The 14,462-nt window shown below is 74.6% G+C and carries 12 protein-coding genes; 8 read left to right on the top strand and 4 right to left on the bottom strand.

The genetic code is table 11. The features are described from left to right. Positions 1-32: 32 nt before the first annotated feature. Positions 33-1,286 carry an MFS transporter gene (locus PUR56_RS41060; RefSeq protein ID WP_329952720.1) on the top strand — a complete coding sequence of 418 codons (1,254 nt, stop codon included), beginning with the start codon at positions 33-35 and terminating at the stop codon, positions 1,284-1,286. 143 nt (positions 1,287-1,429) lie between these two features. On the opposite strand, the gene PUR56_RS41055 is transcribed toward PUR56_RS41060, so the two are convergent. Both PUR56_RS41055 and PUR56_RS41050 read right to left on the bottom strand, forming a co-directional pair. Further along, complete coding sequence (locus PUR56_RS41055; RefSeq protein ID WP_329952719.1) at positions 1,430-2,242, bottom strand: SDR family NAD(P)-dependent oxidoreductase; 813 nt, start codon at positions 2,240-2,242, stop codon at positions 1,430-1,432. Positions 2,243-2,579: 337 nt separating this feature from the next. Beyond that, complete coding sequence (locus PUR56_RS41050) at positions 2,580-2,786, bottom strand: cold-shock protein (RefSeq protein WP_329952718.1); 207 nt, start codon at positions 2,784-2,786, stop codon at positions 2,580-2,582. Between the two features lie 462 nt (positions 2,787-3,248). On the opposite strand from PUR56_RS41050, the gene PUR56_RS41045 reads away from it, so the two are divergent. The 6 genes from PUR56_RS41045 to PUR56_RS41020 all read left to right on the top strand — a co-directional run bounded on the left by PUR56_RS41045 (position 3,249) and on the right by PUR56_RS41020 (position 10,230). Then, on the top strand, positions 3,249-4,217 hold the full coding sequence (locus PUR56_RS41045; protein WP_329952717.1) for an alpha/beta hydrolase: 969 nt from the start codon (positions 3,249-3,251) through the stop codon (positions 4,215-4,217). Positions 4,218-4,646: 429 nt separating this feature from the next. Then, positions 4,647-5,012: a hypothetical protein gene (locus PUR56_RS41040; RefSeq protein ID WP_329952716.1), complete on the top strand. Its 366-nt coding sequence runs from the start codon at positions 4,647-4,649 to the stop codon at positions 5,010-5,012. Between the two features lie 425 nt (positions 5,013-5,437). Next, positions 5,438-8,155 carry a M4 family metallopeptidase gene (locus tag PUR56_RS41035; protein ID WP_329952715.1) on the top strand — a complete coding sequence of 906 codons (2,718 nt, stop codon included), beginning with the start codon at positions 5,438-5,440 and terminating at the stop codon, positions 8,153-8,155. Between the two features lie 254 nt (positions 8,156-8,409). Further along, complete coding sequence (locus PUR56_RS41030; protein ID WP_329880997.1) at positions 8,410-8,718, top strand: GNAT family N-acetyltransferase; 309 nt, start codon at positions 8,410-8,412, stop codon at positions 8,716-8,718. After that, the gene (locus PUR56_RS41025; RefSeq protein ID WP_329880996.1) at positions 8,715-9,164 is read left to right on the top strand and encodes an OsmC family protein; all 450 of its coding nucleotides are present in this window, start codon (positions 8,715-8,717) and stop codon (positions 9,162-9,164) included. Before PUR56_RS41030 ends, PUR56_RS41025 begins: the two co-directional genes overlap by 4 nt. Positions 9,165-9,237: 73 nt before the next feature. Further along, positions 9,238-10,230, top strand: coding sequence for a pirin family protein (locus PUR56_RS41020; protein WP_329952714.1), 993 nt, complete (start codon positions 9,238-9,240; stop codon positions 10,228-10,230). 1,117 nt (positions 10,231-11,347) lie between these two features. On the opposite strand, the gene PUR56_RS41015 is transcribed toward PUR56_RS41020, so the two are convergent. Further along, positions 11,348-12,253 carry a universal stress protein gene (locus PUR56_RS41015; protein WP_329952713.1) on the bottom strand — a complete coding sequence of 302 codons (906 nt, stop codon included), beginning with the start codon at positions 12,251-12,253 and terminating at the stop codon, positions 11,348-11,350. 326 nt (positions 12,254-12,579) lie between these two features. Between PUR56_RS41015 and PUR56_RS41010 the strand changes: the two genes are divergently transcribed. Beyond that, the gene (locus tag PUR56_RS41010; protein WP_329952712.1) at positions 12,580-13,275 is read left to right on the top strand and encodes a CBS domain-containing protein; all 696 of its coding nucleotides are present in this window, start codon (positions 12,580-12,582) and stop codon (positions 13,273-13,275) included. Between the two features lie 344 nt (positions 13,276-13,619). On the opposite strand, the gene pflA is transcribed toward PUR56_RS41010, so the two are convergent. Continuing rightward, the gene (gene pflA, locus PUR56_RS41005; protein WP_329952711.1) at positions 13,620-14,393 is read right to left on the bottom strand and encodes a pyruvate formate-lyase-activating protein; all 774 of its coding nucleotides are present in this window, start codon (positions 14,391-14,393) and stop codon (positions 13,620-13,622) included. Positions 14,394-14,462: the final 69 nt, after the last annotated feature.

Here is a 14,462-nt window from a genome sequence, read left to right as displayed (position 1 = left end):
CCCCGCACGCCGGGCCGACGAGACTCCCCGGCATGCGTACCTACCGAGAGCTCTTCCGGGCGGGGGAGTTCACCCCGCTCCTGCTGGCCTCGGCCGGGCAGACCGCGGCCCAGACGCTGGGCGGTCCGGCACTGGGCCTGCTGGTGTTCCGGCGGACGGGCTCCCCGTTCCTCTCCTCGCTGGCCATGTTCGGTCCGGCCCTCGGGCAACTGGTCGGCGCGGTCACCGTGCTCTCGGCGGCGGACCGGCTGCCGCCGCGCGCCGCGCTGACCGGGGTGGCGCTCCTCCTGGGTGCGGGCACGGCCGCGCTGGCCGTCCCCGGGATGCCGCTCTGGGCGCTGTTCCCGGTCCTGCTGGCGCTCGGCGTGGCCGGCGCGGTCGGCGGCGGTGCGCGGTACGGGCTGCTCGACGACATCCTGGCGCGCGACGGCCGCCTGCTCGGGAGGTCCGTCCTCGGCATGTCGGCCGGCGTCCTCCAGATCTGCGGATTCGCGGCCGGGGGCGTCCTGGTGACGGTCCTCTCCCCACGCGGCACCCTGCTCGTGGCAGCCGCCCTCCATCTGCTGTCCGCGGGGGTGGCGCGGTTCGGGCTGGGGCGGCGGCCGGCCCGGGCGTCCGGACGGCCGTCGGTGGCCGAGACCTGGCGGACCGACGTGCTCCTCTGGTCCTCGGTGCCGCGCCGGTACGTGTACCTCGCGCTCTGGGTGCCGAACGGTCTGATCGTCGGGGCGGAGGCCCTCTACGTGCCGTACAGCCCGCACGGGTCCGGCCTGCTCTTCGCGTGCGGCGCGCTCGGGATGCTGGCCGGGGACGCGGTCGTCGGACGCTTCCTGCCGGCCCGCCGGCGGGAGGGCTGGGTCGTGCCGCTCTGCGTCCTGCTCGCCGCCCCCTACCTGTTCTTCCTCCTGGAACCGGGCCTGCCGGTCGCGGTGGCGCTGGTCACGGTCGCCACGTTCGGGTACGCGACGGGCCTGCTGCTCCAGGACCGGCTGATGGAGCTGACCCCCGGGCGGCTCGCCGGGCAGGCACTCGGGCTGCACACCTCGGGCATGCTCGCCATGCAGGGGGTGGGGGCGGCCGTCGCCGGAGCCCTGGCCGAGTCGACCTCCCCGGCCACCGGCATGGCGGCGACCGCGGCCCTGTCGCTGGCCGTGACCCTGCTGCTGGCACCGGGGCTGCGCAGCGGCGGCCGGACCGGCGGCCGGACCGGCGGCCCACGAGGAAGGCTGCGGCGGATCCCGAGGTGGAACCCGCAGCGAGACCTGCGGCGCGAACCGTCCGGGTGAGGTCGTGGACCCGGCCGCCGAGCCACTCCCCGCCGAGCCGCCCCCTGGTGAGCCGCTCCCCGCCGCGCCGCCCCCTGGTGAGCCGCTCCCGGCGACGGCGGAGGTGGCCCGGGCCGGGAGGGCCCGGCCGGCCCCGGGCGGGGTCAGGCGTCCCGGCGCGGCTCGACCCGGAAGTCGAAGGCGGTGGTGCCCGGGTCGAGGGCGGTGACCCCGCCGTCGACCGTGAGCACCGCGCCGTTCACGTAGCTCGCGGCCGGTGACAGCAGCCAGCCGACGGCCGCGGCGACCTCCTCCGGTTCGCCGGGCCGGCCCGCCGGGCTCAGCCGGGTCGCCACCTCGTAGGCCTCGTCGACGCCGCCCGCCAGTCCCGCCCGCTCCGCGAGGCGTGCCATCGGGCGGTCGGCCATCTCGGTGCGGACCCAGCTGGGGCAGACGGTGTTGGCCCGCAGCCCGAGCCGGCCGTAGTCGACGGCCAGCGAGCCGCAGAGCTGCAACAGCGCGGCCTTCGAGGTCGCGTAGGCGGCGTTGGCGGCGCCGTTGCGCAGGGCGGAGACCGAGGCGACCGCCACCACCGCCCCGCGCGAGTCCAGCAGGTGCGGCAGCGCCGCCCGGAGGAGGAGGAACGGGCCGGTCACGTTGGTCCGCATGACCAGCTCCCAGTCCTCCGGCGTCACGTCGCCGACCGAGCCGGGCCGGCCCACTCCGGCGTTGAGCACCAGCCCGTCGAGCCGTCCGAAGGCGGCGACGGCCGCCGCCACGAGCTCCCGGACGCCGTCCGGGTCGGTGGTGTCGGACACGTGGGCGAGCGCGCCGGTCTCCCGGGCGACGCGCTCCAGCGGCTCGCCGCGCCGGCCGGAGACGACCACCTGGTGGCCCTCGTCGCGCAGCAGCCGGGCGGTGGCCGCGCCGATCCCGGTCCCGCCGCCGGTGACGATGACAACGCGCTGTTCCGCCATGGGCCGGCGCCTCCGTGGACTTCGATGATCATCGGACCGTCGGATCCTACGCCGACGGCCCGTCAGCTTCGGAGCCGGGCCGCCCGGGCCAGCGGGGGCGGTTCACACGTCGGCCGGCCGTTCGCCGCGGCCGGGCCCTGCTGGACCCGGGTGCCGGGGCCGGGCCGGCCGGAATTGCGGGGCGAGGTGTGCCGCCCGCGCCACGGCGGCCCCCACGCCGATCCCCCCGCCTCGTCGCCGGGACCGGGATCGCGTGAGGGCCGCGCGGGCGTCCGGGGAGCTCCCGGACGGGTGGTGCCGCCGACCGGCCGTTCGGGGCCGGGTGCCGAGCGACCCGTCAGGCGATCGGCACGACCTGCTCCGCCTGCGGCCCCTTGGGCCCCTGGGTGACGTCGTATTCGACCCGGGCCCCCTCGGCCAGCTCCTTGAAGCCCGTGGTCTGGATCGCGGAGAAGTGGACGAACACGTCCGGGCCGCCGTCGTCCTGCGCGATGAAACCGAAGCCCTTCTCGCCGTTGAACCACTTCACAGTGCCTGTTGCCATCAGTGCCGATCCCTCGTCGCATCCTGCGGCGCGACCCGCGCGCCGGCCGGGCCCCTGTACGGGCGACGGCGTCTGAAGCATGCATTCCTGAGGTGCTCCGAGAACCCGTTTCGACTCCGTGTCAACGAAGCTCACCCGTTCGTGCGACCGGGAGAACGGCGGCGTCACCGCCGGCGCGACGCACCCCGTGACGCACGCCGGGCCGCACCCCGCGACGCACCCCGTGACGCACGCCGGGCCGCGGCGCGGGGGGAGCGACGGCTCCGTCGGGCGAGGCCGACGGCGAACCGCTGCTCCGGGGGAGGGGCACGGCTCCTGACTCCGTTCGGGGCCGGTGTGCACGGACCGTCAAGCGCCGTGCGCGCCGGGCGAAGCCGGTCGGGGACCCCTGGCCTACGGTCGGTCGTGCCGCCTCCCGCCGAGGTCGGCGCACCGATCCCCCCGTACCGAAGAGGCCGCACCATGACCGATTCCGCCCCCGCCACCCCCGTCCTGGAGCCCGCCGCCGCGGCGTTCGCCGCGGACACCGCCAAGCCCCCGTTCCTCTTCCAGCTGCCGCCCGAGGAGGGCCGGGCCGCCGTCGACGAGGTCCAGTCCGGCGGGAGCGCCCGCCCGGACGTGGACGACGAGTGGGTGACCGTACCGGGCGGCCCGACCGGCGAGGTCCGGGCGCGGATCGTCCGCCCGGCCGGTGCGGTGGGCGCACTGCCCGTCGTCCTCTACATCCATGGCGCCGGCTGGGTCTTCGGCAACGCCCACACCCACGACCGGCTGGTCCGCGAACTGGCCGTCGGCACCGGCGCGGCGGTGGTCTTCCCGGAGTACGACCGGGCCCCGGAGCACCGTTACCCCGTCGCCCTCGAACAGAGCTGGACCGTCGCCCGCTGGGTCGTCACCGAGGGCGCGGCCAAGGGCCTGGACGCCACCCGGATCGCCGTCGCCGGCGACTCGGTCGGCGGCAACATGAGCGCCGCCCTCACCCTGCTCGCCAAGGAGCGCGGCGGGCTGCCGCTGGTCCACCAGGTGCTCTTCTACCCGGTCACCGACGCGGCCTTCGACACCGCCTCCTACCACCGGTTCGCCGAGGGCTACTTCCTGCGGCGCGACGGCATGCAGTGGTTCTGGGACCAGTACACGACCGACGAGGCCCAGCGCGCCGAGATCACCGCCTCGCCGCTGCGCGCCACCCTCGAACAGCTCGCGGACCTGCCGCCGGCCCTGGTCGTCACCGGCGAGGCGGACGTCCTGCGCGACGAGGGCGAGGCCTACGCCAACAAGCTGCGCGCGGCGGGCGTGCCGGTGACCGCCGTCCGCTTCCAGGGCATCATCCACGACTTCGTGATGCTTGACGCGCTGCGCGGGACGCGGGCCGCCGAGGCGGCGATCTCGCTCGCCGCGGCCACCCTGCGCGAGGCCCTCGCCGAGCGCTGATCCTCGTCCCCGTCCCCGTCCCCGCCCTTGTCCCTGTTCGTGTCCCGTCCCGCCTTGCGACGTGCCCGGTCGCGCTGCCGCTCCTGGTCCCGGCTTCGGTCCGGGCCTGCCGGCAGCAGGGCAGGGGTTCGGGGTAACACGCCGGTGGCTTTCGTCCGGCTGCTCCCGGTTCCCCGTGCTCCGGACGTCCGGGGGCCGGGGCCGGGGCCGGGGCCGTAGGGACGGGCCGTGGTGGTTCCTTGGGGTCGACTCCTCCGCCCGCCTGGCGCGCCGCGCCCGTCGGATCCGGGACGGTGCGTCAGCATGCCGGACAGGCCGCGGCGGCAGGTCCGACGCCTCCCGGTCCCAGCCGTCCGTCCACGCATCGGGGTGCCGCCGGTGGGGCGGCTCCCGCGCGGCGGCCGCCCCGAGGATCCGGAGTTCCAGAAGATGATCACAGTGTTCCGCATCGACGCGCCCCCGACCGGCATCGAGACCGGGGAGGGCGGGGCCGAGGTCACCCCCGAGCAGATCGAGGAGGAGATCCGGGCGCGACAGGCTTTCGTGGACGCGGTCTCGCCCTACCTGGCCGCCCTGCCGGGCCGGCCGATCAGCCACTCCGGCAACGTCGAGAAGGTCGAGCTCCTCGGCGCGGACGTGACCACCCGGCTGAACCGGTACCTGCTGCTGGTGACGGTCGACGTCGGCGACCCGCGGATCGACTTCGACTCGTTCGTCCCGGCCGGCACCACCGTCACCCCGGTGATCGAGGGTCTCCGCCCGGTCGCCCAGTGGCCGGCCGCGGGCCGGTCCTGAGCTCCTCCGCCACTCCTGAGTACCTCTGACCGACTCTGACCCGGGGTCCGGCCCGGCGGTATCCGGCCGTACCCGGCCGGTCCCGGGACTCCCGGCCGGTACGGCCGAACCTCCGGCCCCCTGTGGAACACGGCCCGGTGCGCGGCACGACCGCGCACCGGGCCGTGCCGCGTCGCGGGCCCGAACGGCCCCCCATAGGTCAGTCATCGACATATGACGCCTGATGTCCTATGGTCGGTGCACGGCGGGCCGTCGGGGGTTGGAAGATCCGATGCGCCTGGTGCTGCATCGCGCCGGCCCGCCCCGTTTCGCCCTCCCGGCAGCCTGTCGGCCGGGCGTGAGCCGGCGTGCGGGCCCGTCTCCCGCCGGCCGTTTCCACTGAATCGTGGTCCAGGGGAGGATCCGTAGTGCTCCACCGTTCCCGCATGCCCAAGGTGCTCGGCGTCGGCACCGCCGTCGTGCTCGGCCTGGGGCTCGGCGTCCCACCGGCGTTCGCCGGACCGGCCGCCGAACCCGACCCCGTGCCCGGCCTGGTCGCCGGTCGGGACACCGCCGCGCCCCAGCTCGTCACCGGCCTGTCCGAGCCCGCCGTCGGCGCCGACCCGGCCGGCGCGGCACTGGCCCACCTCGCCGCCCACCCGGACCGCTACCGCGTGGACCCCGCCCAGCTGGCCGAACTCGGCACCGAGCGGGCCTCCGACGGCCGGCGCACCGTCAGGTTCGAGCAGCGGTACGGGGGAGTCCCGGTGCTCGGCGGGCAGTACCTGGTGCACCTCACCGGCGACGGAGCCGGGCAGCGGGTCGAGTCGGTCGGCGGGAAGTACTTCACCGGCCTGTCCGCGCCGACCGCCGCCACCGTCCCGGACGCGGTGCTGCGCGAGCTGGCCCTCACCTCGGTCGACGACCCGGGCGCCCGGGCCGGAGCCACCGCGGAGGACCGCGGCCTGGTGATCCTGCCCGGCGACACCGGCCGCCTGGCACGGCACTTCACGGTGCGCGGCGCCGGACCTGACGCCGCAGGCCGCCCGGCCCGCGAGGTCTACGTGGACGCCACCGCCGGCGTGATCGCCCTCGCCCACGACGCCCGCTCCCCGTACCCGGCGGGCGGCGCCGCCGCCCGGGCGGAGAGCACGCCCGGCGCCCCGGCGACCTCCCCCGAGGCCGCCACCGGCACCGCCCCGGACGTCCTCGGCCGCTCCGCCAAGGTCAACATCGTCCGCCTCCCGGAAGGGAGTTACCAGCTCGTCGACGTCACCCGGTCCGCCTCGCTCACCACCTACGACGCGGCCGCGCGCGACGAGTTCGACTTCAACGGAGGCATCCCCGCAGGCGTCCTCCCGCCGGTCTCCCCGACGCCGGACTTCCCGGCCGGCACCGGCACCAGCGGCGCCACCGACGCCCATCTCAACGCGGGCGCGGTGTACGACTTCTACCGTGACCGGCTCGGCCGGGAGGGCCTGGACGGCAAGGGCGGCGCGATCACCTCCGTCGTCAATCTGACCTCCGGCGGCAAGCCCATGGTGAACGCCTACTGGGACGGCTCGAAGATGCTCTACGGCGCTGCCAGCGACAAGCGCCACCCGTTCTCCGTGGCGCTCGACGTGGCCGGCCACGAGATGACCCACGGCGTCATCGGGAACACCGCGAACCTCGTCTACCTCGGCCAGTCCGGCGCGATGAACGAGGCGCTCGCCGACTACTTCGGCAACGCCATCGAGGTGACCACGCGCGGGACGGCGATGAACGACCCGCGCGCCGCGCTCCTCGGCGAGAGCCTCTGCCTGACCGGCACGCCCGAGGACTGCGCGGACCGCCGGATGGACGACCACCGGACCACCGTCGACGACTACCTCGGCGTCTCGCCGTCCCTCGACAGCGGCGGCGTCCACCTCAACTCCACCATCTTCTCCGGCGCGCTGTGGGACATCCGGCGCACCCTCGACCCGCTCACCGCCGACCGGCTGGTCTACCGCGCGCTCGCCGAGTACCTCACCCCGGTCGACGACTTCGTGGACGGCCGCAACGCGGTGCTCGCCGCCGGCCGGGCCCTCGGCCTCAGCCGGGTCCAACTCCGCACCGTGGCCAACGCCTTCGACGCACACGGGATCCGGGCCGGCTGGCAGCAGCGGATCGGCCTGGACAGCCGGGTGCTGCTCCGCGACGCCTCCACCGTGAGCATCGCCCCCGCCGCGGCCAAGGGCCGCTGGGTGGCGGCCACCGCCGAGAAGGGCGGCAAGGGCTCCCTCTCGGTCTTCACCGGCGCCGTCACCGGCGGCGGTACGCCGACCAGGATCAGCCCGGCCGACGGCCGTTCGCACGGCTGGCCCGCCACCGACGGCACCTCCGCCGCCTGGGCCTCCATGGGGGCCGACGCGCAGGGCAGTTGGGGGATGGAGGTCTTCGCCCGCCCGCTGAACGGCGGCGAGCTCCGCAGCGTCCACCGCGGCGCCAACCAGTACATCTCCGAGGTCCAGGTCTCCGGCGGGACCGTCGCCTTCCGGGTGAACGACTTCGGGTCCGGCCGGACGTGGATCCAGCTCCACCGCGACGGGGCCCCCGCCGTGGAACTCCCCGTGGCGGACGACCACGACGTGACCGCACTCAGTCTCAAGGACGGCCTGCTCGGCTGGAGCGAGGACTGGACGACCGGTGAGACCCGCTCCTCGGCGGCCACCGTGTACTCGGTCGCCGAGGGCAAGGTCGTGGCCCGGTACCCCGCCGCCGGCGGGGCGTCGGTCTCCTCCACCGTGCTCGCGGGCGGGCGGGTGCTCTGGGTCGAGACCCCCGCCGACCGGACCGGGCGCAGCTCGATCCGGTCCGGTGCGCCGGACGGATCCGGCGTGACGGAGCTGCTCCCCGGCGACTCGACGTACGCGAAGCTGCGCCCCACCATCACCGCCTCCGACCGCGCCGTCACCTTCGGGTACCGGGACGGCGACCGGCCGGCCGGTGGCTGGTCCAACGCCGCGCTGTCCAAGATCTGGCAGATCCCGATCACCGGCGGCACCCCGCAGCGGGTCTCCTGCAACCGGGGCGGCCAGTACCTGCCGGCCGCCGACCAGGGCACCCGGGTGGTCTGGCTGGACGGCTCGGCGGGCCGTACCGACCTGGTGGTCCGCGACCGCCCGGCCGGGTCCTGCTGACCCGACCCACCCGATCCACCTGACCGGGCGACCCACCTGACCGGGCGACCCACCTGACCGGGCGACCGCCCGACGACGGCAGATCCCGATCTGCCTCCCGGAACCGCCGGCTCGCGCCGGCGGACGGCCGGCCACCGGACCCCCGCGGTGGCCGGCCGTTGCCGTTGCCGTTGCCGCTACCCAAGGGTGTTGATCCACTATTAGTTGAATGATAAATTAGATGCATCGACCACTGAGCGAGCCCAGGAGGAACGATGTCGACCACCAGTGTCGCCGACAACCCCGAGAAGTCCCGCTACGAAATCACCGCCGACGGCGAACTCGCCGGCTTCGCCGAGTACCACCGCTACGAGGGCGAGATCGCCTTCATCCACACGGAGATCGACGAGCGGTTCGGCGGCCGTGGCCTCGCCGGTGCCCTCGCCCGCGCGGCCCTCGACGACGCCCGGGCCCGGGAGCTGGCCGTGCTCCCGTACTGCCCCTTCATCCGCGGCTGGCTGGGCAAGCACCCGGAGTACACCGACCTGGTGCCGTCCGCCCAGCACGAGCGGTTCGGCCTGTGACCGCCGCACCGGCCGCCGGCACCCCGGACGCCACCGCGGGTGAGTTCGTCCGGTCCGCCGCCGCCGTGGCCACCAGCACCGGCGACGACTACCGGGTCGACATCCGCTCCGGCCGCCACCGCCTGTCCGCCGACGAACCGGAGTCGGCCGGCGGCGCCGACACCGCCACCACCCCCGTCGGCCTGCTCCTCTCCGCCCTCGGCTCCTGCACCGCGATCACCCTGCGGATGTACGCCCAGCGCAAGGACTGGCCGCTGAAGACCGTCCGCGTGCACCTCGGCTACGAGAAGGGCCCCGAGAAGGCGGTCCGCATCACCCGGCGCATCGACCTCGTCGGCGACCTCGACGACGCCCAGCGTGCCCGGCTGCTCGACATCGCCGACCGGACGCCCGTCACCCGCGCGGTCTCCGCCGGCACCCCCATCGTGCCCGCCGCCCGGCACTGACCGAGCGCCGAGCCCTCGGCACCGTCCGACCCCCGGCGCCTCCCGCGCCCCGACCCAGGGAGTACGGCCCACCATGGCTGAACCCGTCCGCGACCCCGCCGCCCCATCGTCCGCTCCCGCGCCCGCGCCCGCGGTCCGGGGCGGGCACGAGTCCACCCCCGGCGGCCCGGTCCACGAACTGCTGGCCCCGCGCGAGACCGCGCTCGGCGGCAGCACCGTGGTGCGCCGGCTGCTGCCCAGCCTCGGGCGCCGGATGGTCGGTGCGTGGTGCTTCGTCGACCACTACGGGCCGGACGACATCGCGGAGGAGCCCGGCATGCAGGTGCCGCCGCACCCGCACATGGGCCTGCAGACCGTCAGCTGGCTCCACCAGGGCGAGGTCCTGCACCGCGACAGCCTCGGCAGCCTGGCCACCGTCCGCCCCCGCGAACTCGGCCTGATGACCTCCGGCCGCGCCATCTCCCACTCCGAGGAATCCCCCCGCCCGCACGCCCGCCTCCTGCACGGCGCCCAACTCTGGGTCGCCCTCCCCGACACCCACCGCCACACCGCCCCCGCCTTCGAACACCACCCCGACCTCCCCCACGTCACCGCCCCCGGCCTCGACGCCACCGTCATCCTCGGCACCCTCGACACCGCCACCTCCCCCGGCACCACCCACACCCCCCTCGTCGGCGCCGACCTCACCCTCGCCCGGGGCACCCACCACCGCCTCCCCCTCGAACCCGACTTCGAGTACGCCGTCCTCACCATGTCCGGCCACACCGAGGTCGACGGCCTCCGCCTCGACCCCGGCGCCATGCTCTACCTCGGCACCGGCCGCCCCCACCTCCCCCTCCACGCCCACACCGACGCCACCCTCCTCCTCCTCGGCGGCCACCCCTTCGAGGAGAAACTCGTCATGTGGTGGAACTTCATCGGCCGATCCGGCGAAGAAATCACCCAAGCCCGCAACGACTGGGAAACCGGCACCCGCTTCGGCGACGTCCACGGCTACGACGGCCCCCGCCTCCACGCCCCGGCCCTCCCCGACATCCCGCTCAAGCCGCGCGGGCGGATTCGCTGACCTGCGGAAACGATGGCAAGGCGCGTGTTGGACGGGCTGCGGTATCGTCCGGCCTGCCTGCTTGGAACGTTGACTTCCGGGGATTCGGAGCAGTCATGCCGCCGGCGGTGGAGCAAATGTGGGGGGTCTTCAATCCTCATTTCTGGCTGGGTGTAACAGGGGCTGATCGGATCGATGCTGACCTCTTGCTGACGTTCCTGACAGCCAATCAGTCAATTGGTCTGGACCTCATGGCATCTCCGCGCCGTTGCGCGGCGACAGTGTGATCCGGGTAGCCGGCAGGTCGAGCACGTCGACGGGGCGGCGTACGCCGACGCGGTGTCGGGGTGCGCCGCCCTGGAGCGGTGCGGGGCTGCGGGGCGGCAGCCCAGAACGGGCGCCGGGGCGTAGGCCTCGCGTCAAGGACGGGTGCACCGGGACGTACCGGGTCTCCACTGGAACTGCGGGCCCGGTTCGGCGCTCCGCACCCGCCCGGAAGGAAGCGTCCACCATGAGCGAGCCCCAGACCGTCGTCGCCGTCGCGAGGCCGCCGCACGGCGTTGGACAGCCCGCTGCCGTCCTGCCGCGCCGCCCGGACCGGGCGCCCGTCCTCGCCCTCCGGTCGGCCGGCGTCGAAGGCGTGGGTGAGCGAGAGGAAGTGTCCGCGTCCGACGTGGACGGCGCAGGCGAGGTGCGCGGGAGGGGCACATTGCTGCATCGCCATGCAGTACCTCGACTGAGGGCGCTTCCGCCGCAGCGCTGATCACGCTGGGTGAACAGACACGGCAGCGGGGCGGGTTCGGCCGGCGGTGGCGCACGCGGAGGGGCGGATCACGCCGACGGCGTGTCGGGAGGCGCAGCCCATCGGTCGGGAAGCCGGAGGAACAGGCCGCGAGGGTCGTCCCGGTGGGGGCGGATCACGGTCGAGGACTGTCTGTGGTCACAAGCAGTCGAGTGCCGTTGGCCCAAGGCACCAGACGGCGGCGAGCCGTCCGTTGTGGCCGGTCTGCGTGCTGAGAAGGAGGATGCGCCGGCCTGGCTGCGTCCTCACTTTCCCGGCCCTGTCGGTGCCGCCGCTCGTCAGCGAGGTCCCCCTGACAGTCGGCATGGCCGTCGACCGGTGGCTCCGCGTCCGGTCTCAGCCGTAGGAGACGACCGCGACCGGACACTGCACGTGGTGGATGGCGGCGTGTGCGACCGGGCCGACGTGGGCGCCGATTGGCGAACGTCGAATTCGGCGGCCGACCACGAGGAGGCCGGCGCCGGCTGCGGCCTCTACGACACCGGCCGCCGCGTTGTCGTGGACGAATGCCGTGTTCACGGTCACCCGGGGACAGCGCGACCTCCAGGGGGCGAGCGTGTCCGTGAGCTGCCGCTGTTCGAGGGCGGACAGCTCCCCGTACATGCTCTCTACGGCGGCGAGCGCCGTGTACTCGCTGCTGATCGGCGGCGCCCAGGCGTGGACGATCCGGAGCTGCACCGAGCGGAGCCCGGCGGCATCGAAGGCGAAGGCGATGACATCGTCGCAGGGGTGCCGGAGGTCGAGGCCGAGGACGACGTCGCCGTCGTCGGCCGCGTCCGGCGACGCGGTCGCCTGCTCGTCCGCCTCTGCCCGTACCAGGACGACCGGGCAGCTCGCCCGGCGCAGCACCTCCTGGCTCACCGAACCGACCAGGAAGCCGCGGACGGTGCTCAGCCCGCGCGAGCCGAGGACCAGCATGGTGGCGTTCCGGCCGGCCGCTTCGAGGGCCTCGGCCGGATCCTCACGGACGTGCGCCGAGGTGATCTCGGCGCCAGAGGCGAGGACGGCACGGAGCTCCGCCTCCTTGGCGGCCAATTGCTCCCGGCTCCAACTGATCGCGTCGTCGGTGCCGAGGACGTCGGTGTTCGGCCACGGCCAGGCCTGGACGAGTACGAGCGGCAGTCCGCGGAGCAGCGCCTCGCGGGCGCCCCATCCGGTCGCGGCCACGCTCTCCGGCGAGCCGTCGAAACCCACCACGATCGGTCCGCTCACAGGACCCTCCAGGGTAGGGGCGTGGGTCATGAGGGAGACGGTGGCCGGCCGAGCCCGGGCCTCGTTCGGGTCGGCAACCACTCCCGGCCGGGTCCGCCACCGTGCTGGGCCGGAGCGAGGGCGTCATCCCTCCTTCCATGGTGGGGCCGACGACGCGAATCGGCACGGGCAGACGGTGGGGCAGGTCCGGCGGGGCGAGGGGAAGCGGCCGTTCCGTGCATGCCGGGGTGCCGGTTGTCCCGGGTCGAACCGGCCCTGGCGGCAGGGACCGTCCGGCCCTGTGCGGAGGCGCCCCGCGGGCGGAGAGTGAGGGCGGGGCCCTCCGTACGGGCCCGATCCAGGGAGGAGTGAGGACGATGCAGCACCGCAGCGTCAGCGATGTCATGACCCGCGAGGTCGTTACCGCCCGGCCCGGCACGCCGTTCAAGGAGATCGCGGCACTGTGCCACCACAACGACATCACCGCGATCCCGGTCGTGGACGACCAGAGTCGGCCGATTGGCATGGTCTCCGAGGCGGACCTGATCCGCAAGGCGGCCGTGCTGCCGGACCAGGAGGGCCGTTACCCGGGCCGCAGGCTGGACACGAAGGACCGCGCCCGTGCCGAGGCCGAGACCGCAGGTGGGCTGATGACCAGCCCGGCCGTCACCGCCCGGCCGGGCTGGTCGGTGGCCGAAGCGGCGCGGGCCATGGACAAGCACCGGGTCAAGCGTCTGCCCGTGGTGGACGAGACCGGCCGCCTGGTCGGAATCGTCAGCCGCCGCGATCTGCTGCAGGTCTTCCTGCGGCAGGACAGGGCCGTTGCCGAGGAGATCGTCCACGACGTGCTGGGCGAGACCCTCCGGCTCGCCCCCGAGGACGTCCGGGCCATCGTCCAGGACGGTGTGGTCACCCTGACCGGCCGCCTGCCGCGACGGAGTCTCGTTCCGATCGTGGAACGGCTCTGCCGCGCGGTGGACGGTGTCGTCGCCGTCCACCACACCCTCGACTGGACCGAGGACGACACCGAGCCCCGGTTGGAGCACCCCCGTGCCTACCGGGCCGCCCGGTAGCGGGGGCTGGGGAAGCGGGTTGTCCTGAACCGCCTGCCGGTCGGCGCCGCACTGGCGCCGACCGGCAGGCGACTGCGATCCGACCGCCCTCCTTGGGTCTTCCCCGGGCCACCGAAAGTCCTTACGCCCGTGCGAGTAGCCCGGCCGCCGGCGGCCGGGCTACTCGCACGGGCGCCGTAGCGGTGCCGGGCGGCATCGGGCAGTGCCGAATACGGGCCTCTCCGTCGTCGGTTGACCGTAGGCGGCGTGTGTCCGGCAAGCCGGGTGCAGGCGGCGGGGTGGTGTCGCTCACCTGCCGTGACAGGTCGAACGGCGCGGGAGTGACGTGCCCGGGCCGGGGTGCGTCAGATGGCGTGCAGGCCGTGCGCCTCGAAGACGGCGCGGGCTTCGGCGGTCCGACCGGGTGTGGGCACCGGGGTGTTGGCGAGCGGGAAGTCGAGGCCGAGGGCACGCCACTTGGCGGCGCCGAGCTTGTGGAAGGGCAGGATGTCGACCCGGGTGACGTTGCCGAGCGAGGCGGTGAAGGCGGCGACGCCCTCGATGTTCTCGGCGGCGTCGGTCAGGTGCGGGACGAGTACGAAGCGGACCCAGACCTCGGTGCCGAGGCCGGCCAGACGGCCGGCGAACTCCAGGGTGGGGGCCAGTTCCTGCCCGGTCAGGTGCCGGTAGAGCGCGTTGTCCCACGACTTGATGTCGAGGAGGACGAGGTCGGTGTCGGCGAGCAGCGCGTCGGTGGCGCGGGAGCCGAGGAAGCCGGAGGTGTCCAGTGCGGTGTGCAGGCCGAGTTCGTGCTTGAAGCGGTGCAGCAGCTCGCCGGTGAGCTCGGGTTGGAGGAGCGGTTCGCCGCCGCTGACGGTCGCGCCACCGCCGGAGGCGCGGATGAAGGCGGTGTAATCGGCGGCTCCCCGGACGATCTCGTCGGCGGAGGAGCGCTGACCGTCGCGCATGTGGCGGGTGTCGGGGTTGTGGCAGTACAGGCAGCGCAGCGGGCAGCCGGCGAGGAACGCGACGAAGCGGGTGCCGGGGCCGTCGACGCCCGTCGACAGGTCCCAGGAGTGCAGTGTGCCGGTCACCGGGCGCCGGGTGGCGGCCCGGCCGGCCGGGGTGGACTCGGCCATGGGGTGTACTCCTTCGGCAGGGCGAGGTGCCGGCGCCCCGGTCGGGGAGGCGTCGGCACCGCTGCGGGT

Origin of the sequence: Streptomyces sp. BE303 (assembly GCF_036290945.1) — a bacterium.
Classification (GTDB): domain Bacteria; phylum Actinomycetota; class Actinomycetes; order Streptomycetales; family Streptomycetaceae; genus Kitasatospora.
Note: the sequence above shows the minus strand (reverse complement) of the source record. Positions and strands in the feature narration are given on the sequence as shown.